General features: G+C 59.5%; 22 protein-coding genes. 8 read left to right on the plus strand and 14 right to left on the minus strand.

Annotated elements, in window-relative coordinates; all coding sequences use genetic code 11:
• Positions 1 to 117: 117 nt before the first annotated feature.
• From motA to AC1DMK_RS26005, 6 genes are all read left to right on the plus strand, one after another.
• A complete protein-coding gene (motA, locus tag AC1DMK_RS25980) occupies positions 118 to 990 on the plus strand; it encodes a flagellar motor stator protein MotA (protein ID WP_037060875.1) in 873 nt (290 codons plus the stop codon).
• 4 nt (positions 991 to 994) lie between these two features.
• A complete protein-coding gene (locus AC1DMK_RS25985; protein WP_477863182.1) occupies positions 995 to 1933 on the plus strand; it encodes a FliM/FliN family flagellar motor switch protein in 939 nt (312 codons plus the stop codon).
• 62 nt (positions 1934 to 1995) lie between these two features.
• On the plus strand, positions 1996 to 2592 hold the full coding sequence (gene fliN / locus AC1DMK_RS25990) for a flagellar motor switch protein FliN (protein ID WP_477863184.1): 597 nt from the start codon (positions 1996 to 1998) through the stop codon (positions 2590 to 2592).
• A gap of 29 nt (positions 2593 to 2621) precedes the next feature.
• Positions 2622 to 3662: a flagellar motor switch protein FliG gene (gene fliG / locus AC1DMK_RS25995; RefSeq protein ID WP_477863186.1), complete on the plus strand. Its 1041-nt coding sequence runs from the start codon at positions 2622 to 2624 to the stop codon at positions 3660 to 3662.
• A 127-nt stretch (positions 3663 to 3789) separates the two neighbouring features.
• A complete protein-coding gene (gene flhB / locus AC1DMK_RS26000; RefSeq protein ID WP_037060866.1) occupies positions 3790 to 4869 on the plus strand; it encodes a flagellar biosynthesis protein FlhB in 1080 nt (359 codons plus the stop codon).
• Positions 4870 to 4873: 4 nt separating this feature from the next.
• Positions 4874 to 5314 carry a hypothetical protein gene (locus AC1DMK_RS26005; RefSeq protein WP_477863188.1) on the plus strand — a complete coding sequence of 147 codons (441 nt, stop codon included), beginning with the start codon at positions 4874 to 4876 and terminating at the stop codon, positions 5312 to 5314.
• Between the two features lie 21 nt (positions 5315 to 5335).
• Here the strand turns inward: AC1DMK_RS26005 and visR are convergent, their stop codons facing one another.
• The 13 genes from visR to AC1DMK_RS26070 all read right to left on the minus strand — a co-directional run bounded on the left by visR (position 5336) and on the right by AC1DMK_RS26070 (position 17315).
• Positions 5336 to 6082 (minus strand): transcriptional regulator VisR, encoded by a 747-nt coding sequence (gene visR / locus AC1DMK_RS26010; RefSeq protein WP_037060862.1) that lies wholly within the window; start codon positions 6080 to 6082, stop codon positions 5336 to 5338.
• A gap of 11 nt (positions 6083 to 6093) precedes the next feature.
• On the minus strand, positions 6094 to 6840 hold the full coding sequence (visN, locus tag AC1DMK_RS26015; protein WP_037060859.1) for a transcriptional regulator VisN: 747 nt from the start codon (positions 6838 to 6840) through the stop codon (positions 6094 to 6096).
• Between the two features lie 313 nt (positions 6841 to 7153).
• Entirely contained in the window at positions 7154 to 8842 is a 1689-nt protein-coding gene (gene fliF / locus AC1DMK_RS26020) for a flagellar basal-body MS-ring/collar protein FliF (protein ID WP_037060855.1), read from the minus strand.
• A 108-nt stretch (positions 8843 to 8950) separates the two neighbouring features.
• Positions 8951 to 9343 carry a chemotaxis protein CheT gene (gene cheT, locus AC1DMK_RS26025; RefSeq protein ID WP_037060854.1) on the minus strand — a complete coding sequence of 131 codons (393 nt, stop codon included), beginning with the start codon at positions 9341 to 9343 and terminating at the stop codon, positions 8951 to 8953.
• 12 nt (positions 9344 to 9355) lie between these two features.
• The gene (gene cheD, locus AC1DMK_RS26030) at positions 9356 to 9910 is read right to left on the minus strand and encodes a chemoreceptor glutamine deamidase CheD (protein ID WP_037060852.1); all 555 of its coding nucleotides are present in this window, start codon (positions 9908 to 9910) and stop codon (positions 9356 to 9358) included.
• Positions 9907 to 10296 (minus strand): response regulator, encoded by a 390-nt coding sequence (locus AC1DMK_RS26035; RefSeq protein WP_037060851.1) that lies wholly within the window; start codon positions 10294 to 10296, stop codon positions 9907 to 9909. Before AC1DMK_RS26035 ends, cheD begins: the two co-directional genes overlap by 4 nt.
• Positions 10296 to 11339, minus strand: a complete 1044-nt coding sequence (cheB, locus tag AC1DMK_RS26040) for a protein-glutamate O-methylesterase CheB (RefSeq protein WP_037060849.1) — start codon at positions 11337 to 11339, stop codon at positions 10296 to 10298. Before cheB ends, AC1DMK_RS26035 begins: the two co-directional genes overlap by 1 nt.
• Positions 11336 to 12247 (minus strand): protein-glutamate O-methyltransferase CheR, encoded by a 912-nt coding sequence (gene cheR / locus AC1DMK_RS26045; RefSeq protein ID WP_037060848.1) that lies wholly within the window; start codon positions 12245 to 12247, stop codon positions 11336 to 11338. The genes cheB and cheR overlap by 4 nt, the downstream gene beginning before the upstream one ends.
• Positions 12244 to 12711 carry a chemotaxis protein CheW gene (locus tag AC1DMK_RS26050; RefSeq protein ID WP_037060847.1) on the minus strand — a complete coding sequence of 156 codons (468 nt, stop codon included), beginning with the start codon at positions 12709 to 12711 and terminating at the stop codon, positions 12244 to 12246. The genes cheR and AC1DMK_RS26050 overlap by 4 nt, the downstream gene beginning before the upstream one ends.
• A gap of 4 nt (positions 12712 to 12715) precedes the next feature.
• The gene (locus tag AC1DMK_RS26055) at positions 12716 to 14965 is read right to left on the minus strand and encodes a chemotaxis protein CheA (protein ID WP_477863193.1); all 2250 of its coding nucleotides are present in this window, start codon (positions 14963 to 14965) and stop codon (positions 12716 to 12718) included.
• A gap of 17 nt (positions 14966 to 14982) precedes the next feature.
• Positions 14983 to 15348 (minus strand): chemotaxis response regulator CheY1, encoded by a 366-nt coding sequence (cheY1, locus tag AC1DMK_RS26060; RefSeq protein WP_003545492.1) that lies wholly within the window; start codon positions 15346 to 15348, stop codon positions 14983 to 14985.
• Positions 15345 to 15641, minus strand: coding sequence for an STAS domain-containing protein (locus AC1DMK_RS26065; protein WP_037060843.1), 297 nt, complete (start codon positions 15639 to 15641; stop codon positions 15345 to 15347). Before AC1DMK_RS26065 ends, cheY1 begins: the two co-directional genes overlap by 4 nt.
• A gap of 63 nt (positions 15642 to 15704) precedes the next feature.
• Positions 15705 to 17315: a globin-coupled sensor protein gene (locus AC1DMK_RS26070; protein WP_477863196.1), complete on the minus strand. Its 1611-nt coding sequence runs from the start codon at positions 17313 to 17315 to the stop codon at positions 15705 to 15707.
• A 648-nt stretch (positions 17316 to 17963) separates the two neighbouring features.
• Here AC1DMK_RS26070 and AC1DMK_RS26075 point away from each other — a divergent pair.
• Positions 17964 to 19388 (plus strand): ArnT family glycosyltransferase, encoded by a 1425-nt coding sequence (locus AC1DMK_RS26075; RefSeq protein WP_477863198.1) that lies wholly within the window; start codon positions 17964 to 17966, stop codon positions 19386 to 19388.
• Between the two features lie 4 nt (positions 19389 to 19392).
• Here the strand turns inward: AC1DMK_RS26075 and AC1DMK_RS26080 are convergent, their stop codons facing one another.
• Complete coding sequence (locus tag AC1DMK_RS26080; RefSeq protein WP_477863200.1) at positions 19393 to 19695, minus strand: transcriptional regulator; 303 nt, start codon at positions 19693 to 19695, stop codon at positions 19393 to 19395.
• A gap of 34 nt (positions 19696 to 19729) precedes the next feature.
• On the opposite strand from AC1DMK_RS26080, the gene ybaL reads away from it, so the two are divergent.
• The gene (gene ybaL, locus AC1DMK_RS26085; RefSeq protein ID WP_037060835.1) at positions 19730 to 21544 is read left to right on the plus strand and encodes a YbaL family putative K(+) efflux transporter; all 1815 of its coding nucleotides are present in this window, start codon (positions 19730 to 19732) and stop codon (positions 21542 to 21544) included.
• The last annotated feature ends 21 nt before the right edge of the window (positions 21545 to 21565 follow it).

Genomic DNA, 21565 nt, shown 5'->3' on the forward strand with positions numbered 1-21565 from the left:
AATCCTTGTGCGAAGCTGGTATGCGAAAAGCTTGATTTTCAGGGCCGGTCATCAGCCTCACGCAAGCCAGAAATCCTATCCCTTCGGTTGAAAATAACGATCAGGTTTGGACTGACGATGAATATCATTATCGGATTTGTGATTACCTGCGGCTGCATCGTCGGCAGCTTCATGGCGATGGGCGGGCATCTGGAGGCGCTCTGGCAGCCTTTCGAACTCGTGATCATCGGCGGCGCCGGCCTGGGCAGCTTCATCATGGCTAACCCGATGAAGGTTGTTAAGGATTCGGGAAAGGCGCTTGGCGAGGCCTTCAAGCACTCTGTCCCGAAGGAGCGGAACTACCTCGATACGCTCGGTGTCCTTTATTCGCTCATGCGCGACCTGCGCACGAAGTCCCGCAACGAAATTGAAGCCCACATCGACAATCCGGCAGAATCCTCGATCTTTCAGGCAGCTCCGACTGTCCTCAAGAACAAGGAGATCACGGCGTTCATCTGCGACTACGTTCGCCTGATCATCATCGGCAACGCCCGCTCCCACGAGATCGAGGCGCTAATGGACGAAGAGATCAATACGATCCTTCACGACAAGATGAAGCCGTATCACGCCATCCAGATTATGGGCGACGCTTTCCCGGCGATCGGTATCGTCGCCGCCGTTCTCGGCGTCATCAAAGCGATGGCTCATATCAACGATTCGCCAGAAGTTCTCGGCCACCTGATCGGCTCGGCGCTCGTCGGCACCTTCCTCGGAATTCTGCTTTCCTACTGCCTCTGCTCGCCGCTGGTCTCCCAGATCAAGGTTGTACGTTCGAAGCAGCATCGTCTCTACGTCATCGTGAAGCAGACGTTGCTTGCCTACATGAACGGCTCGGTACCGCAAGTCGCCCTGGAATACGGCCGCAAGACGATCTCGGCCTATGAGCGACCTTCCATCGACGCCGTCGAGCAGGAAATGATGAACCCCGGCGGCGAGAACAAGGCGGCGTAAGCACATGAATGCTCCACTCCAGAAACCACTGATGGACGACGCTCTTCTCGCGAAACTGACGGGCAGACTTGGCGACCGGGCAACAATCGAAAAGCTCTGCAGCTCGTTCGGCGACGTCTACTGCGAATTCCTGCCCGACATCATCAAGAGCGAGACCAACCTGGACGTCGAGGTGAGCTATATTGGCTGTCACCGCGGCTATAAGAGCGACCTGATTGCCGATCTCGGCGAGAGCGTCACGCTCGTTCATGCGGTGCTGCGCAACTGGTCGCAGAATGTGACGCTGGCTTGCGGCAACCGCTTCATCATTACCCTGATGGAACACCTGTTGGGAGCGTCGCCAGAAACGGTCGAGCAACCGGCCGATCGCGTGCTTTCCGCCATCGAGCTTGAACTTGCCGTCACCGTCTTCGAAAAGATTGCCAATGTGCTTCGTTCCGCGGTGAACGCACCAGGCGGCTTTGAACCCATGCTGGAGCAGCCGCACGCGATCGAAACGCCGATGAAATCCGCCGACGACAGGGTCGACGAATTCGCGGCCGCCATCACGATGTCGATCACCCTTTCCGGAATTACGTCCGAGTTCTCACTTATCGCGCCTCAGGCAGCGCTGCTGAAAACGACGGTTGCGGCGCCGCGAGCGCAGAACCAGTCCGCAAAATCATCGAAGTGGACGGAGCAGCTCACGGAGCAAGTACGTCGTTCACAGGTCACCCTCGATGCCAAGATCCGCTTGCAGGACCTGACGCTCCGGACGATCTCGAAGCTGGCGGCAGGCGACGTTATCCCCTTCCATGACAGCGGCGATGTCCGGGTCGATGTAAGCGCCAACAGCAGGGAGCTCTACATATGTGAGTTTGGACGCTCGGGCGAGAATTATACCGTTCGGGTCAAGGATACGATCAACTCGGATGACGAGCTCATCCGCCACTTAATGAATTAGCCCGTTTCCGTCCCCCTGCCCCAAGGCAGGTTGAGGCAAGTTTCAACTGGAATAGTGATTTCATGGCGACGAAGAAGACAAACCAGAACAGCGATCTCTCACTCGAGCTTCCGGGCAACGAGGCCGAACTCGATCAGGCTATCGACGACCTGCGCGGCGTTTTGAAGACCGACGCGGACGGTGGAATGCCTGATTTCGGCGAGGAAGCCGACGCATTTGGCGGCGGCACCGATCTCTCGACCTTCGGCGGAGATCTCGACGCAGTCGGCGAGACGACATTCGGCGGCGACGATTTCGGCGGCTCCACGGACTTTGGTGCCACGGACTTTGGTGGTGCCACAGACCTGGGCGGTTCGTCGTTCGGCGCCCCTGCCTCGGCGGCGGCCCCGCTGGGCAGCGCCATGCAGTCGAACCTCGACCTGATCATGGATATTCCGATCGATGTCCAGATCATGCTCGGTAGCAGCCGCATGCAGGTGTCTGGCCTGATGAACCTCAACGAGGGCGCGACGATCGCACTCGACAAGAAGATCGGCGAGCCGGTCGAGATCATGGTCAACGGGCGCAAGATTGCGCGCGGCGAGATCACTGTTCTGGAAAACGACGACACGCGGTTTGGTGTGAAGCTGATTGAAGTACTGAGCTCAAAGAAAGCCTGATCCCGATGTTGGGACGGAGAGGTTAGACCATGATGGACTTTGACGATTTCGGCGGCGCTCTTGCCGAGAAACCGTTGACCCAGGCTGAAAAAGCAGCGGCCGTTCTTCTCGCTATGGGAAAAGGGGTTGCTGGCAGGCTGTTGAAGTATTTCACGCAGGCCGAACTGCAGACAATCATCGGATCGGCGCAGGCATTGCGCGCCATCCCCCCGGATGAATTGCTCAGTCTCGTTGCAGAGTTCGAGGACCTCTTTACCGAGGGGGCGGGTCTGATGGACAACGCTCGGGCGATCGAGAGCATCCTCGAAGAAGGCCTCACGCCCGACGAGGTGGACAGTCTGCTGGGCCGGCGCACGGCTTTCCAGGGCTACGAAACATCTATCTGGGACCGCCTCGGCGAAGGCGATCCCGTCTTCATCGGCAAGTTCCTGCTGCGCGAACATCCCCAGACTGTCGCCTACATCCTTTCCATGATGCCATCCTCCTTCGGCGCCAAGGTCCTGATGCAGATCCCGGACAGCCGGCGAGCGGATATCATGAACCGCACCGTCAACCTGAAGGCCGTCAGCCCGAAAGCTGCGCTGATCATCGAGAAACAGGTGATGACGCTGCTTGCCGAGATCGATGCGGAGAAGAATTCGATCGGCTCGACGAAGGTGGCGGAACTGATGAACGAGATGGAAAAGCCGCAGGTCGATACATTGCTTACGTCGCTGGAATCGATCAGCCGCGAATCGGTCAACAAGGTTCGTCCGAAGATCTTCCTGTTCGAGGACCTCATGCTGATGCCGCAGCGCAGCCGCGTGATGCTGCTGAACGACACCTCGGCAGATATCCTGACCATGGCGCTTCGTGGCGCGTCCTCGGAGATGCGCGAGACGGTTCTCGCCTCGATCAGCCCGCGCCAGCGGCGCATGATCGAATCGGATCTGCAGAGCGGCACGGTCGGCATCAACCCGCGCGAGATCGCGATTGCGCGGCGCGCCATCGCCCAGGAAGCGATTCGCCTGTCCAATTCCGGGCAGATCCAGCTCAAGGAAGCAGAAAGCGACGGAGCAGCGGCGGCATAAGGCGCTGTTGTTGTGCACAGTCGGGCTGCTTTCGATTGTCGCGATTGATCAGTGCAGTCGCGACAGATACCCTTGGAAACGGCCGCACTCTGGTGCGGCTTTTTCTTTGTGATGGAGGGTCGCGACCTTGGCCGACGACGACAAGGACAGCAAAACAGAAGACCCTACCGCGAAAAAGAAAAGCGACGCGGCCGACAAAGGCAACGTACCGTTTTCGCGTGAGCTGCCGCTCTTTGCGACCGTTCTTGCCACCTTCGTCTATCTGATCTTCTTCCTGCCGACAGGCCTCACCCGTGTTGGAGAGGCGCTCAAGGACATTTTCGAACAGCCGGATCAGTGGAAGCTCGAGACCGGTCCGGACGCGCTTTCGCTGTTCGTCCACCTCGCCTGGGTTGCAGCCTCACTCCTGGCGCCGGCGATGATCCTGTTCATGACATTTGGTGTCGCAGCGTCGATCGCGCAGAACCTGCCGACGCCGGTGCTTGAGCGCATACGTCCGCAATTCTCGCGCATTTCATTGGCCAAGGGTTGGTCGCGCATGTTCAGCCTGCCGGGCTTGATCGAGTTCGGCAAATCGTTCGTCAAGATCCTGATCGTCGGTATCGTGATGTTCTTCGTGTTAAAGAACGAATACTTCGGCGCGATCGACGCAATGTTCTCGGATCCTTCGACGATTTTCACGCGCATGATGTCGGGGATGCAGAAAATTACTATCGTCGTGCTTGTCGCGACTGCCGTGGTCGCGATCGCCGACTTCTTCTGGACGCGGCATCACTGGTTCACCGAACTTAAGATGACCCGGCATGAGGTGAAGGAAGAAAACAAGCAGTCTCAAGGCGACCCATTCGTAAAAAGCCGCCAACGCTCTTTGATGCGCGACCGCGCGAGGCGCCGGATGATCGACAGCGTCCCCCGCGCGACCATGGTGATCGCCAACCCGACTCACTACGCGGTTGCGCTACGCTACGTGCGCGAGGAAAACGATGCGCCTGTCGTCATTGCCAAGGGCCAGGATCTAATTGCCTTGAAAATCAGAGAAATCGCGGAAACGAACGGGATTCCCGTTTTCGAGGATCCGCCTCTTGCTCGCTCCATGTTTGCGCAAGTCTCGGTCGATAACGTCATCCCGTCTGTATTTTACAAGGCCGTTGCAGAGCTCATTCATCGGGTTTACGCGACACAGGCCAAGAACAAACGGGTAAAATAGCCGAATGAAAAAATGCCCCTACTCTGCCCAGCGTGAAAAAATTCTTGCAGAAGCAATCAGTCAGGTCGCCACAGAATTGCGGCTTCTGGATGCTTCGGACCTGATCTCGATCCTGCGCTTTGAGTACTACGGCAACCTTACCGATCTCGTCTCCTCGGCAGCCGAGATGTTTTTCCACCCCGGCACGGTGAATTTCGGCCATGGCGGCAGCTACACGCTGGAATGGGGCGGCAAGCCGGAGGTCGTGATCGATCTCGAAATCAAGCCGCGCGGCGTGACCGTGTATGCACAGCTGACTCTCGCCGCGGAATTTGCCGGCATCGAGATCAACCACATCGCGTTCGAGAACCCTTCGGCCGATCCGGACGAGAACACCGCCTTCTTGGAGCGCAGCCTTCAGAACGCCCGCTATAGTGTCCCGCCGCTGCAGGCTCTGGCCAGCTGAGCATCCGCCATATCGTTCGGGTTAGCTGATGTAGCCAAGCCGAATTGCTTTTGCGATCGCTTGAATACGGTTGACCGAATCCAGCTTGATTGTCGCGGAACCGAGATAGGCGTTGACGGTGTGGACTGACAGGCCAAGCTTTTCTGCGATCTCTTCGCTGATCCGGCCGTCGCCGGCCAGCTGCAGACAGGCGATTTCACGCTCGCTGAGCGCTTCGGCAGCGCTTACGCGCCGTTCGTCCAGCGACAGAAGATCGATGATTACATGACAGGATCGACCGTGAAGCTCCACGATCATGTCGCTCGGCGGATCGAGGTCGTCGCCTGTGAAGACCACGAAGCCATTTCCGATCGCGCCGAGGCGAACGGGAAAGGCCATGCCGGAAAAGGGTACAAGACCATCCTGCAGGCGCGCCATGAACGGCCCGAGACCAGCGGGGCCAGGAAGCCCCCGATCATGCCCGCCGGCCCAGGTAAGCGGCAGAAGCGATTTCTCGATGTGCTCGAGCAGCGCATCACCGTAGGCATCGGCAAAAGCCTTACTGAAACCGGCGTTGGCGGGACCCCAATTCTCCAGCTCGCAAACCAGCCGCTGCTTGGCAGGCAAGCCCGATCCGGTCATTCGGTAGACGGCAAAATTCTGAGCATCGGCCAGCTTCTGCATCGCAACCAGGCGAGGAAAAAGGTCCGATCGGCTGCTCACCTTACCGCTCCGCAAAGCCCGCATGCCATCCGAATTGCCCAGAGTCCTGCCCACTGAATGCGCCATAAGCCGTTCCCCTAAACGAGATTGTTCCTGACCGCGAACGCTATGGCTTCAGAGCGAGTCTTTGTCGCTGTCTTTCGCATGACGCTGGTGATGTAGTTGTTGATGGTGTTGCGTGAGATACCAAGGATCATTGCTATTTCGTCACTTGTCTTGCCTTCGGCGATCCAGAAGAGGCATTCCAGCTCTCTGTCGGTCAACTCGAAGTCGCGATCGCTCTTGGATACGCCACATTGCAGCAAGCTTGTAAAATAGGCAGTCAGCAGGCCAACGTCCCGCAACCGCTCCTGAGACAGGATGAAGCCGTCATCGAACAGGAACATCAATGCGAGCCGCGAGCGGCCGATGTTGAACATCAACGAACAGTACTGGCGGCTTGCGCCATCCGGCACCTCGGCCGTCGACGGCAGGAGTGCGAAGTGGGGCTGGAATAGCTGCATGCATTTTTCAAGCTCGGTGGCGCGGGCAAAGCCTCCGACGAACGTATCCCCAAGGTTGGTGACCAAGTCGAACGGCCAATCCGACGTCACGACAAAGTCCAGGCCGGCTTCCTGAACCAGGTCGGCCCGGGCAAGAAGATAATGAGAAGCGCCGACATAGTCGGTGAGGATACGAAGTCCGGGCTGCAACCTTCCCGTGCTTAACGCCTCGCACAACTGTGTTATCAGTTCGTCGCGCGATGACAGGTTCGTTGCGGCGATGCCGACGAAGTTTGCCGTGTGAGTATCGCTCTTGAGAGCTTGCAATATATGCATGTCCATTGGCAAATCCTGCGGCTGAGAACCGATCACGACAGAAGCTAGATCCGCGGCTTCCTGTACAGATATGCAGCTTCTCCGCGAATCACCCAAGCCTACGCCAAGCGCGAAAAATCGCCATCTCCGAGTTCTTGGGATTTACTTCCGCTGCATTTTGTGCGCCGATTCGCACATCGATCTCGTCTTTTGAAAGCCTATTGAAATTAGGATGATTCTAGGCCTTGTGGCAACACGATTCGCGTCAAACGCGAATCGAAGCCGGGAACGGTGTCTTTGAGTGCACACAAATGAAAAAGGCCGGTTGCCCGGCCTTCTGTTATGCGGCGTTTCCGACCGCCCATTTTCTGAGGATTTTCGCAGCGCGTTCCTCGTTGATTTCGACCATTCGGCTCAGCTTGCGTTCCGGACCTTCCTTGACGCGGCGATTGAAGTTGCCGTCGTCGTCACCCAGACTGAGAAGATCTTCCGTGCTGTCGAAACCGAAGTCCGATCCGAAGCCGTCCATCAGCGCGCCACCGCTGCCCGCGCCGGTCGTCGGGGCAAAATCGGGCAGTTCCAGACCGGCACCTTCCGGTGAGGTGTCGCCTCCGATGGATGCACCCCCGGCAACGCTGCGGACCATCGGACGGACACCCATCCAGACCACCAGGAAGGCGACCACGACGAAGGCGAGCGAGTTGATGATGCCGGCCAGGTTGCGGCTCAGCATATCCATCACGCGGACGCCAGTACCGGTATCCTCGAGGAGCTGGTTGTCCAAAAAGTCCATCGCCGTGACCGTGACGACGTCGCCGCGATTGGCGCTGGTGCCGGCTGCGGAGGCTACGATCTTCTGCATTTCTGCCAGATAGGCGTCGACTTTAGCCTGATCGACCGGCTCGCCGACCATCTTCGCGATACGGCCCTTGTTCACGACAACTGCGACGGAAAGCTTTTCGACCTTGTAGCTGTTGCGGGTCGTCGCGGTGGTCTTGCTGTTGATCTCGTAGTTGGTCTGCTCTTCCTTCTTATCCGACTTGTCCTGCGACTCAGGACCACTGGCGCCGCCTGAGTCGGGTGCCGCCTGCGGAATGTTCTGTTCGACCGTCGTCGCGTTGTCAGATTGCTTCTGCTGGGACTGGGACGCTTCCTTTGTCGTGCGGATGGAGCGCTCCACTTTCGATTCCGGATCGTAGACCGTTTCCTGGATCTGCTGGCTGTCGGTGTTGAGATCGGCGGTCACGCTGGAGCGGAAATTGTCCATGCCGAGGAAGGGGGCGAGCGCCTTGTCGATGTTTGATTCCACCTCGTCCTGAACGTTCTGGACGATGTTCAGCGAACGGTTCAGGGAGCTGTTGCTTGCATCGTCGCCGGACGCGAGCAGTTGGCCGGCGGAATCGAGGATCGTGACGTCTCCGACGTCGAGCCCCGGCACTGCCGAGGCTACAAGATGACGGATGGAGGTGGCTGCGGTGCGGCCGGTGGAGGCGCCGGCGCGGATCATGACGGAAGCCGTCGGCTTCTGCTCGGCTCTGCGGAAGTTGCCGACCTCGGGCATGACGATATGAACGCGCGCTGCGGTGATGCCGGAAATGGACTGGATCGTGCGGCCAATCTCGCCCTCAAGCGCTCGAACCCGCGTCACTTCCTGCATGAACGAGGTCAGACCGAGTGAACCGACATTGTCGAAAAGCTCATAGCCCGCGTTGGCGCTGTTCGGCAGGCCGCGCTCGGCAAGCAGAAGGCGTGCCTTGCCGGTCATGCCGGCAGGAACGGTAAGGCTGGTCCCATCCGTACCGACCTGGAAACCGATATTCGCCTCGGCAAGCGCGATGCTGATCTGGTTCAGATCCGGCGCGTCGAGCCCGACATACAGCGTTTCCTGAGCGGGTTTGTTGACCAAAAAGGCCGCACCCAGAATAAGCGCAACGGAAACCACCCCAATGCCGGCCAACGCCAACAAGCGATTCCGCCCCAGCGAACTGAAGTTCCTAACAATCTGAACTAATTGATTTAACAGATTCATTCTGTTCTCGCACGATCTTCACAGACAAAGCAGGCTTATTGCCTCATTCGACAATAGGGGCCGAAACTTGTGCGAGCGTTTCGTGTCGAGGTGCGAGGTGAAGTCCGTCTAGAAGAAGTCGAAGTCTCCGGCGGCCTTGTTGAGGGGTTGCGAATGGCCATGACGCATGGCACCGGCCAACGCGTGCTGCATCTCACTCAATTTGACGAGGCTGAGCGCGGTCGCGACATCAACCATCCAATCATTGGAGATCTCGCTGGTGATGGTATCGATGAACTCCGCGAGGCCGCGGGTCTTCTGGACGGCCAGGTCGATGCCCTGCATGACCTTCATGCTTTCGGACGACTTCAGGAGATCGGCGCCACCGCCCAGGTCTAGCAGTTGAGGCTCGATCCGCTCGATCAGATAGGCGACGTCGTGCAGTTCCGAGACGACCCGCATCAAAATATCGGGAAGCGCCTCGGTCGGCGACGGTTGCTCCATCTTGGTATTCACGCTCATTGGAACCTCGGCTCAGAAGAATTCGATGCTGGTTTCGACCGGCTTTTGCGGAGGAACCGGACGCTGTTCGAGGGCGACGGTTCTTTGCGTCTCCGCACCTGTCAGTGGATATTGCCGGGCGCGGCCGGAGACCGGCCAGAACTCGAGTTTGCGTCCATGGTCGCCACCGGTGCTGGATCCGACGACGGGAATGCCTTCGTCCCTCAGGAACTGCGTGGCGAAGGCAGCATTCTGTTCTCCTACATTGGAGAATGTCGAGATCGTCTTTGCCCCGCCGAAGATCTTCGCTTCTAGCCGGTCGCGTCGCGCGCCCTGCTTCAGAAGACCGTTGATCAGCAGTTCCATGAGATGCACGCCGTAGCGCGTCGCATCCCCACCGGTCGTCGGAGTCGTCGCATTGCCGGGCAGGAGGAAGTGATTCATACCTCCGACGCCTGCCACGGGATCCCGCAGGCATGCAGCCACGCACGAGCCAAGAATGGTCGTCAATACCGCGTTCGGATCGTTCAGGACCTTCCATTCGCCCTGAATGATATGGACGCGGCGGGCCGCAACCTCAACAGTCATTTCAATGCTCCGAATACGGCTTCGATAGCCGCCTTCATCTTTTCGATGGTGAAGGGCTTGGCCAGGACGTTGTTGGCGCCGAGTGCAGCTGCCTTGGTCACCAGAGCACGGTCGCCCTGTGCGGTCAGGATGATGAAGGCTGCCTTCTTCGTTGCCGGATTGCTGCGGACGGCCTGAAGCAGGCCGAGACCATCCATCTTCGGCATGTTGAAATCGGAGATCACCAGGTGATGCGGCTGCTGGGCCATGATCTTCATACCCTGTTCGCCGTCGCCTGCCGACGTGATCTGCTTGAAGCCGAGCTGAGTCAGCGCGTCGCTGAGCAGCAGGCGGCTCGTTACCTGATCGTCGACGATCAGAACTTTGATTTTCTCTGCGATAGACATTAGTCGATTCCTTCCTTTCGGGCGGCTGTCATTTTCAAAATTTCTTCACCGATGGCATTCAGCGGCAGCTGCTGCTCGACGGCACCGAGTTCGTGGGCGACCCTTGGCATGCCGTAGACCACGCAGGTTTTCTCGTTCTGTCCGAGCGTGCGGGCGCCGGCATGGCGCATCTTAAGGAGCCCGGCCGCGCCATCGCGTCCCATACCGGTCAGGATCACACCGACGGCATTGCGACCGGCAAGTTCGGCAACGGAATCAAAGAGCACATCGACCGACGGCCGATGGCCGTTGACGGGGTCGCGCTCAACGAGGCGACAGCAGGGCGCGTGCGCATTGACCACCTGAAGATGGCGCTCGCCGCCGGGGGCAAGATAGATCTTGCCGATCTCCAGACGCGCACCATCCGTCGCTTCCTGAACCACCGGCGCGCAGAGGCGATTGAGGCGGTCGGCAAAGCTTTTGGTGAAGGTCGGCGGCATATGCTGCGTAATGACGGTCGGCGGGCAATTGGCCGGGAATTTCTGCAACACGGCGATCAGCGCCTCGACGCCGCCTGTTGATGAACCGATTGCAACGATTTTGCGGCCGACACGGAAATCGGCAACGGCGGGGGGGGGCGTGACCGGGGCGGGCTGCGTATATTGGCGGCGTTGCGCGCGGGCTGCCGCCTTGACCTTTTCAGCCAGGTCTGCGAACGGGCGGGCGTCGCCCGGCTGCGGCTTGCCAACGCAATCGAAGGCGCCGATCTCAAGCGCTGCCAGCGTCGCATCGGCACCGCGATGCGTGAGCGTCGAGACCATGATGACGGGCATCGGGCGAAGCCGCATGATCTTATCGAGAAACTCGAGGCCATTCATGTTCGGCATCTCGATATCGAGTGTCAGCACATCCGGGTTCAGCTTCTTGATCGCCTCGCGCGCCTCAAGCGCATCGCCCGCTTGACCGATGACGCTGACGTCCGGGTCCGAACTCAGCACGGCCGTGATAAGACCGCGCATGGTTGCGGAATCATCGACGACAAGAACCCGTGCAGGCGCGCTCATGCCTTCCTCCCGAAGCCTTTGGTCGTGTAGCGGTACGTGGTGATACCGATATTGTCGAAGACGTTCTTGGCGTCGCCGGAGACGCGCTCGGAATGGCCAATATAGAGGTGGCCGCCCTCCGGCAGTAGCTCCGCGAAGCGCGACCAGATCTTCATTTGCGTCGGCTCGTCGAAATAGATCACGACGTTGCGGCAGAAGATGACGTCGAACTTGCCCTTGAACGGCCATTGGGCCATCAGGTTCAGCTCGTTGTAGGTGATCAGCCGCTTGACGCGGTCGTCGACCTGAAACTTCCGGCGCCCCTGAATCTCGACTTCGCTGAACCACTGCTTGCGCATGGCAGGCGAAACGGTTTCGAGCGCAGTTTCGTCGTAGGCGCCCGCACGGGCGATGGCCAGTATCTTCGGATCGATATCGGTCGCCAGAATCTTGAAGTCGTAGTCGGCGATATTCGGCATCATCGACAGGACGGTGAGCGCGATCGAATAAGGTTCCTGGCCGTCCGAGGATGCAGCGGACCAAATACGAACCCTGCCGCCCATCTTGGCGCGCTGCAGCAATTCGGGCAGCACATGATCGCGAAGGTGCTCGAAGTGATGGTTCTCACGGAAGAAGCGCGTGAAATTCGTCGTCAGATGCGACAGCATCTCCCGGCGAGGGGCCGCCCCGGCTGGCGAAGAGACGAGCGAACAATACTCCCTGAAACCCGAAAGACCGAGGTTTCGAATGTGCTTGGAAAGACGCGAATAGACCAGCGATGCCTTGGTCTCGTTCAGGAAGATTCCCGCGTCCGAGTAGATCATCGCTGCAATTTCCGTGAGGTCGCGGCGCGTCAGCGGATATTCGCCGCTCGCCAGCACCTCGTCGGGGCTCCCCTGCCTCACGTCTTTCGCACTCAGGACATTCATGCTGCTTCGCTTTCCGATTCGGGGAAGATGGCTTCGAGTTCGAGGAGGCAGATCATGCGTTTGTCGATAGCCAGGACACCGCGAGCAAACTGGCGCTGCATTTCCGAGGCGATCTCAGGCGTGGGCTGAACGTTGTCTTCCGTAACGGTCAGAATATCGGACACTGCATCGACCAGCAGACCCACGACCTTGCGGTGTACCTGGGCCACGATAATGACGTGACGCGCTGTCGGCACGGTCGGCGGCATGCCGAGGCGAGCCGACAGATCGATAATCGGCAGCACCGCGCCGCGCAGATTGATGACGCCCTTCATGTAGGCGGGCGAGTGCGGCATCGCCGTTGCCGGCGTCCAGCCGCGAATCTCACGCACCGACATGACATTTACGCAAAATTCCTGATCACCGATGCGGAACGCGATGAGCTCGCGATCTCCATCCTTCAGACTTTTCACGGCATACGACATAATACTATCCCACCGCTGCCAGTGACATTTCCTGCTTCAACGCCTGACCGCGGGAAGCCCCCACGACTGCGTCGACGTCCAGGATGAGTGCCACGCGACCGTCGCCGAGAATGGTCGCAGCAGCGATGCCCGGAACGTGCGTGTAGTTCGCTTCCAGGCTCTTGATGACGACCTGGCGCTGGCCCTGGATCGCATCGACCATGAGGGCGCGCTGACCGCCCCCTTCGGATTCGACGAGAAGAGCAACGCCGTCGACCGGGTTGGCCTGCGTCGCGCGGAAGTTCAGGATGCGACCGACATCGACCAGCGGGCAGAAGCTGTTGCGGATCGAGATCAGGCGATGGTTGGCGCCGAAGGAATGGATCGCGGCGGCTTCCGGCTGCAGCGTTTCGACGATTGCCGTCAGCGGCACCACGAGCGTCTGCCCGGCAACCGTCACGACCATGCCGTCTAGAACGGCGAGCGTCAGCGGCAGGCTCATCGTGAAGACGGAACCCTGACCGGGCTTCGATGTGATGTTGATGCGGCCACCGAGCGCCTGGATCGAGCGCTTGACGACATCCATGCCGACGCCGCGGCCCGAGATGTCCGAGATCTTGTCGGCCGTGGAGAAGCCCGGCAGGAAGATCAGGTTGTCGATTTCCTCGTCGGTCAGGTTGCTGTCGGCCGGGATCAGGTCGTTGGCAATCGCCTTCTGGCGCACCTTCTCCCGGTTAATGCCGGCACCGTCGTCGGCAAGCTCGATCAGGATGCGGCCCGAACGATGCTTCGCAGTCAGGCGAACCGTGCCTTCGACGTTCTTGCCGGCTGCAGCCCGCTTCTCGGGGGTTTCGATGCCGTGGTCGACAGCATTGCGGATCATGTGCGTCAGCGGTTCGGCCAATTTGTCGATGACCGTCTTGTCGACTTCGGTGTTTTCACCTTCGGTGATCAGGCGGATCGTCTTGCCCGTCATGTCGGCGATTTCGCGAACGATACGCGACATACGCTGGAAGACCGGCTTCACCGGCTGCGCGCGGATCGCCATGACCGAATCCTGGATCTCGCGTGTCAGCTGCTGCAGCTCTTCCAGACCCATGTTGATCGAGGAGGTGCCGGTCGTATCGTTTTCGATGACGCTCTGCGAGAGCATCGCCTGATTGATAACGAGCTCGCCGACCAGGTTGATCAGACGGTCGACGCGATCGAGATCGACGCGGATCGTCTGGCCGGCGCTCGCAGCGGCGTTGTTCTGGGCTGCGGCGGCAGCGTTTGCGGCAGCAGCCGCAGCAGATTCCTTCTTCTCGACGCGCGCGGCAGCGATCTGCGTGACGTTGGACGATGTTTCAGCGGCGGACACCGCAGCGGCAATGTCGGATTTCGGCAACTCAGCCGGAACATCACCGGCATCGCCGTCGAGGACCGACAGATCGAACGGAACCGGGATCATCGGCAGTTCTTCGCCAGCGGCAACCTTCGCCTCTTCCGCAGCAACCCTGATCTCCAGGTCACAATCCCATTCTGCAAATTCGAAGACGGTACGGATAGCGTCCTCGCCCTTGTCCGTTTTGATTGTGATGGTCCAGTGGAAATAGGCGGCCTCCGGATCTAGCTCTTCGAGACCGGTCAGCGCATCCATGTTGCAATAGCAGCTCATCTCGCCGAGGCGGCTCAGATCGCGCAACAGAAGCGTGGCGTCGTTACCCTTGGAGTAAAGATCGGATCGCGGCTTGAACGTAATCTCGTACGACGGCATCCCGGAGTCCGCCTCTTCCTCGTCACCGAAATCGTCGAACGAGAAGGGGATCGGCTGGAAACCGCTGTCGTCGGTTACCTTCGGTGCGGCTGCAACCGGTGCCGGCGCTTCCACCGCGGCAGATGGAGACGGAAGTTCGCCATTGGCCAGCGCTTCCAGCTCCTTGACGAGACCGCGGCTGCGGCTTTCGTCTACGCGGCCGCCATCTCGCGCGGCGTTGGTCAGGTCCGCCAGAACGTCGGCCGACTTCAGCATGACCTTTAGGACGTCCTGTGTCGGTTCAAGCTTGTTGGAACGAACGCAATCAAGGGTGGTCTCAAACACATGTGCGAAGGCGACGAGATCGTCCAGACCAAAGGCGCCAGCGCCGCCCTTGATCGAATGGACGGCACGGAAGACCGCGTTGACGGTTTCCGGATCGCGATCGCCATCATTCATTTTCAGAAGACCGGACTCCAGTTCGGCGAGCTGTTCCTCGCATTCCTGGAAAAAGATCTCTTTGATTTCGTTCATATCCATAGTCGAAAATCCTGAGTTTAAGCGGTTACGCGCTCAATGGCATCGATCAGCTTGGCAGGGTCGAAAGGTTTGACGATCCAGCCGGTGGCACCGGCCTGGCGCGCACGGTTCTTCTTTTCCGCATCACTTTCGGTCGTCAGAACCAGGATCGGAATTGCCCGGTATTTCTCGTTGCGGCGAACACCTTCGATAAATCCGAAACCGTCGAGGCGCGGCATGTTGATGTCGGTGACGATGACATCCGGGTTGGATTCTTCCAGAACCTCAAGTCCTTCGATGCCGTCTTCTGCCTGGATCGTCTCGAAACCCGCATTGTTCAGGGTCACGAGGAGCATGTTTCGAATGGTCCGTGAATCGTCCACGGTCAGCACTTTTTTCTTCATTGCCGGATCTCCTTGGCAAGCAGATGGTGGATGTCGACACCAATCAGCTGCATGGTTTTCTGAAATGCGTCCGAGACCTTGGTGAAGGTGAACGCCAGTTTGTCCTCGTCCCAGGTCTTGGCTCCCGCCATAAGCACCTGTGCGCCAAGCGTTCCGACGCGCTCGACGGCAGAGGCATCGATCGATACGGCGCTGCCGCGGAGCGACAGGAGCTTGTCGCGCAAGACCGTCGCTTCGTTTAGATCGAGGACCGCTGCCAAGTTCAGCGTTTTCGCACTCTTCTTTGCTGCCATCAGCTTTTCCTTGTCCCCAGATGCGCGCTCAACGAATGTGAGCCGCCATCATGTTCCAGTGATTCAGTAAACACTCCGGCCTCCCCCAAGGCTTGCGAGCGGACGGACGAAATCAAAAGCTTCGTCGTCGTTCTCCATATCCGCCCGAACAGACTGCACCTCGATGGCGCGCGCGGGCCGTCGCTCCGTCTCGGCATTTTGCCGGGCCAGGCGGAACTCGCGAACGGTTCGTCCGAGTTCGACGATCACGGTGTGAAGATCATCCGCGCTTTCAGCGGACTGCGTCGCCGCGCCGGCCCCCTGCGCAACGCGTGCGCCGAGACCCTTGACGTCGGTGGTGACCATATCGAGGGCCGAAGCGTGTTCGCTCGCCTGGCTGGCGACTGTGGCGATCGCAGCGTTGATCTCCGTGACCTGACGGGCGATGCTGCCGATCGAATCCTGCGTGCGACCGACCATCTGGACGCCGGCGCCGACCTGAGCCTTAGTCGTGCTGACCAGCATTTTGATTTCGCGTGCGGCATCTGCGGAGCGTTGCGCCAAAGCGCGTACTTCCTGCGCGACGACAGCAAAGCCGCGGCCGGAATCGCCTGCYCGTGCCGCCTCTATGCCGGCATTGAGGGCAAGAAGATTGGTTTGAAAGGCGATTTCATCGATCGCGCCGATGATCTGGCCGATCCGTTCGGCGGACTTTTCAATATCGGCCATCGCAGTGATGGCGCGGCCTACAACCTCCCCGCTTTCCTCAGCGGCTACACGGGTCGAAGCGGCGGCCTGCTCGGCTGCGCGGCTACCCGCAGCTCCCTGACGAACACCTTCGGAAAGATCGGCAAGAGCCGCGGCCGAAGACCGCAACTCTTCGGCATGACCGGACACATTGTCCGCGAGACGCCGTGACGAGTCACCGAGCACCTGCACCGAAGCCTCCGCCACTGCCGTCTTCTCGCTGATCGCCCTGAATTCGGACTGCAAGACATCGAGGGCGCCGTTCAGCGCGTCGGCGATGTCGCGATGTGGACCGTCCTGTTCGACGGCTGCACGGACCGTGAGGTCACGGGCAGCAAGGCCCTCGACGACATCCGCAAACAACCGGGAGACCTCAGCCTTGTCGGCGTTGCGCTGGTCGGCAAGCTGCCGTTGCTGGGAAGCCCGCAGCGCATTGAATCGCAATGAGACGGCAATCTCCACATCCACCATGACAAGCCGGATGATGGCGTTCATAAGCTGGGTTGTTTCCCGGGCGCGACGCTTGGCGCCCGGCAGGAGCGGACGTCCCGAAAGCTCCTCTGCAAGACCGGCGATCGCATGTTCGAGCACGACGCCATGGCCAGCGATATGCCAGCGCGGGTCGAGGCCCATTTTGCTTTCGGTATCCGAAAGCACTTTCACGCGCTCCGCGTAGAGGCTGTCGAAACGCGCATCCGTCAGCACGTCCCAATGGGACGCCTGCAGATCATGGAGCCGCTCGACCTGCCGCTCGCTTTCGAAATTGCGCGCGGCATCCGGAAACGACTGGAACCGGTGGAAGAGATCGCGAAGGCCGGCCGACAGATGCTGCTGAAGGGCCGGCCTGTGGCGGCGCACCATGTCGCACTGGTCGGTATCAAGGCCGGCAAAGCGCAGTCGGTCGCGCAGGCTGCCTGCCTGTGCTCCTCGTGCCTGATCCGATGGCATATCCTGCCCCAACGCCTGTCCCCAACACTGTCCGGGCGGACGCCCGGCAAAAAAATCCATGCTTCATCCAACATGCGCCGATCACAGGCGGCAGGACACCGGCAATCGCCGGCGGGCTGAAGCCTCCCGATCAGTGCGTAGTGCTGCAAAGCTGCTTGAGAGATGGATACCGGATCGACCCGGTACGGCGGTTCGGCGTCATGCCTGGTGGGGACGAGTCAATCTTCCCATTCCGACGTAGAGTGCAATGTTTATGGTTAATTCCTTGCCTGAAGGTTAATACGCATTTTATGAATGCCCGCTTTCGTGGCAACGCGAATAACCATCTATGAATTACTGGGCTTGCGTTGCTTGGCTGCTACAAGTCTGAAGCAAGCTTCGTGCTATATCCCCGCCAAACTACGACATGACGTCTGAAGGATTGGGCAATGATTGTTCTCGGATTGGGTTCCTGCTTACTGGCGATAGCCGTTCTTGCAGCCGTTGCGCTGCTGGATCGTATCGCGGCAAACCGCGGCGCTTTGTCTCTTCGCGTCCTTTGAATCTCCGTCATAAAATCACAATATGACGACGCTGACGCGTTAATTGTCATGCAACAGCTGTACCGGCCCCCCTGGGTCCTAGGGCAGTGCAACGGAAATCCGGTTCATGTCTGCCCGGCTAGGTCTCTTCGTCATCTTCGGCATCACGCTGTGGCGTGTCGTCACGCTACATTTCGACAGCACGGATCTGTTTGTCGATGAAGCGCAATACTGGCTCTGGTCGCAAAATATCGATTTCGGCTACTATTCAAAGCCGCCGATGATCGCCTGGATCATCCGGGCGATGACTGAGATTTCCGGGTCGACGTCGATATTCTGGATCCGGCTCTGCGGACCGCTGATCCACATGGCGACCGCCTTTTTGTTGATGAAGACAGCCAAGCGGTTCGTTGGGCCTGACATCGAAGGCTGGACAGGCGCTACCTACATCACCCTGCCGGGTGTGGCGCTGTCATCCGTCTTCTTCTCGACCGACGTCGTCCTTCTGTTTTTCCTCGCCGCTGCGCTGTTTGCCTATTTCGGCCTTACCCAACAACGCTCGATCGGGCTGGCGTTGCTCCTGGGGATCGCCTTCGGCTGCGCCTTCCTGTCGAAATATGCGATCCTGTTCGTCGTCCCCGGCGGTTTGATCGCCTTGATCCTGATGCCATCGGCACGCATCGCCTGGAGAGACTTCTTCATTTCCTCTGCCGCAGCCATCGCCGTGGCCTCGCCAAACTTGTGGTGGAATTTCACGCACGATGCGACGACGGTGAAGCATACGACGAGCATTGCGCATTGGAGCGCGCTCAGCATCGACTTGCGCCACGGCATCGAGTTCGTTGCGGCGCAATTCGGCGTCGTCGGACCGATCGTTTTCTGTGCCATCCTGTGGGCAGTCTGCCGAGCCATCAGGGGCAACAGCAACCCATTCGAAAGGTTGCTGATCTGGCTTTCGGTTCCCGTCATCCTTCTCATCACCTTCCAGGCGGTGGTCGCCAAGGCCTATGCCAACTGGGCCGTGACAGCCTACGTCGCCGGAACCATCCTTGCCGTCTGGCTGCTCCACCGCGAGTGGCCGAAAGGCTTGCGGATTTCCCTGGCCGTCAATGGCTTCGCAAGCATCGTCTTTCCCTTGGCAGCAGTCTTCGCGCATCAGCTCGAGCTGCCGAACGGCGACGAGGCGATGAAACGCTATCTGGGACGCAGCGCCGTCAGCCGTGAGGCCGGCGATCTCGCACGCCAATCCGGCCTCACCGACATCGTCAGCGACAGCCGTGACATTCTTGCCGATATGTTCCATACGCTCAGAAACGAACCGTTTCGCCTCTACGCGCGGCCGCCTGCAGCCGCACCAGAAAACTACTACGAACAGACTTTCCCGTTGCCGAACGACGTCAGCGAGGACGTTGTCTTCATCACGACCCAGCCCATTGATTGCGCGCAGGCCTCGCAGGCCATCACGTCCTGGAAACCGGCTGACGGCTACTATCGCGGCAAGACCATCTACGCGTATAAAGTCTCGCCGCGCTGTTTAACGGGCACTAGGTAACACATCATTGCGTCGGCGGAAGGCAGAGGCAGGTTCCTACGCCCTCGACTTCGACAAACGCAACACCACCTTTTTCGAAAGCCGTGCGCAACTGCGCTTCGGTCGCACGGTGGATTTCGTGATGCTGTCCTTCGTAGTCACGGATGGTGCTTCGCGAGACGGCAGCCTGATCGGCAAGATCGAGTTGCGTCCAATCGAGCAATCCGCGAGCGGCGCGGCATAGTGCAGGTGTCAGAATTGTTTCTTTCGCGCCTTGACCCATACCGTCAAACCACCCATATTGGTTGATATAGGTCATATATGTCATATTTTAAACGGGATTTCTAGTTCGGGAGAGAATGATGCCGCACGATACACCTTTGATTTCGACAATCGTCGGGGGTCTCGTGCTTGCGTTCATTCTCGGCACGCTTGCCAACAGGCTCCGCATGCCACCTTTGGTCGGCTATCTCGTCGCCGGAGTTCTGGTCGGTCCACACACGCCCGGCTTCGTTGCAGACCAGGGATTGGCGCCCGAGCTCGCGGAAATCGGCGTCATCCTGTTGATGTTCGGTGTGGGCCTGCATTTCTCACTCAAGGATCTGCTCTCCGTGCGGGGCATCGCCGTTCCCGGAGCTATCGTTCAGATCGCCTTCGCCACCCTGCTCGGTTGGGGATTGGGAGCGATCATGGGATGGCCGACGGGAGGGAGCCTGGTCTTCGGCCTCGCTCTTTCCGTCGCTTCGACAGTGGTCCTTCTGAAGGCGCTGCAGGAGCGACGGCTGGTCGAGACCGAACGCGGCAAGATCGCGGTCGGCTGGCTGATCGTCGAGGACCTTGCCATGGTTCTGGCGCTCGTCCTCATACCGGCAGCCGCCAGCATCGGCGGCGGCCACGGAGCAGTTGAGCCACTCTCCGCTGCCGTCAGCCGGTTGTTCGGCCTTGATTTCGGCATCGGCGGCATCATCGCCATGACGCTTATAAAAGTGGCGCTGTTCGTCGGCGTCATGCTGATTTTCGGCCGCCGCGTCATCCCCTGGACGATGCACCGCATCGCTCACACCGGTTCCCGCGAGCTGTTCCGCCTCGGCGTGCTTGCGATCGCTCTCGGCGTCGCCTTTGGCGCCTCGAAACTCTTCGGCGTGTCGCTGGCGCTCGGCGCCTTCTTCGCCGGGATGGTTCTGGCCGAAAGCGAGCTCAGCCACCGGGCCGCGCAGGAAAGCCTGCCGCTTCGCGATGCTTTCGCGGTGTTGTTCTTCGTTTCCGTCGGTATGCTGTTCGATCCGAACATTCTGGTCGACAAGCCAATCCCGCTGCTTGCCACGGTCTTCATCATCGTTATCGGAAAATCGCTGGCCGCCTTTCTCATCGTGCTGTTGTTCCGAAAGCCGATAGGAACGGCGCTGACGATTTCGGCGAGCCTTGGGCAGATCGGCGAATTCTCCTTCATTCTAGCCGCGCTGGGGGTCGATCTGGGACTGCTGCCAGAAGAGGGACGCGATCTGATCCTTGCCGGCGCGATCATCTCGATCATCCTTAATCCTCTTCTCTTCTATGCCTGCGACCGGCTGCGTCCGTTCCTCGAACCGGCCAAGCGCGAAGAGCCGGCCGCAGAGCTCGAGGAAGTGACCGCCCCCGAGCCGACCGAAGCACCGCTGGCTGTCGCAGATGAAGTGCACAAGACCGAGCTTCGCGGGCACGCCATCCTCGTCGGCTACGGGCGCGTCGGCAGCATCGTTGGACAAAATCTGAAATCGTCCGGAACACCCTTCCTCGTGATCGAGGACTCCGACAAGCGTATCGCCGAACTCAGGGATCGAGGGATCGAGGTCATCAGCGGCAATGCGGTTTCGCGTGACGTGCTCAACCTCGCAAACCTTGCCGGCGCGCGCAGCCTCGTCATCGCGATCCCGAATGCCTTCGAAGCTTGCGGCGTCGCCGAACAGGGGCGCGCTGCCAATCCCGGCGTCCTGATCGTCGCCCGTGCGCACTCTGACGCGGAAGTGGAAGAACTCAAGGAATATGGCGCCGACACCGTCATCATGGGCGAGCGGGAAATCGCGATGGGCATGCTTGACCGCCTCTCTCAAGTGCATCATGACAGTGAACCCTATGAAGACGAGGCCGAGGCTGCTACAATCCAGACCGAGGAAACTCCTTCTCCAGTCAAAGAATGAGAGAATTCTGCGCCGTTGAGC

The sequence above is a fragment of the Rhizobium sp. 05L419 genome (genome assembly GCF_056397845.1).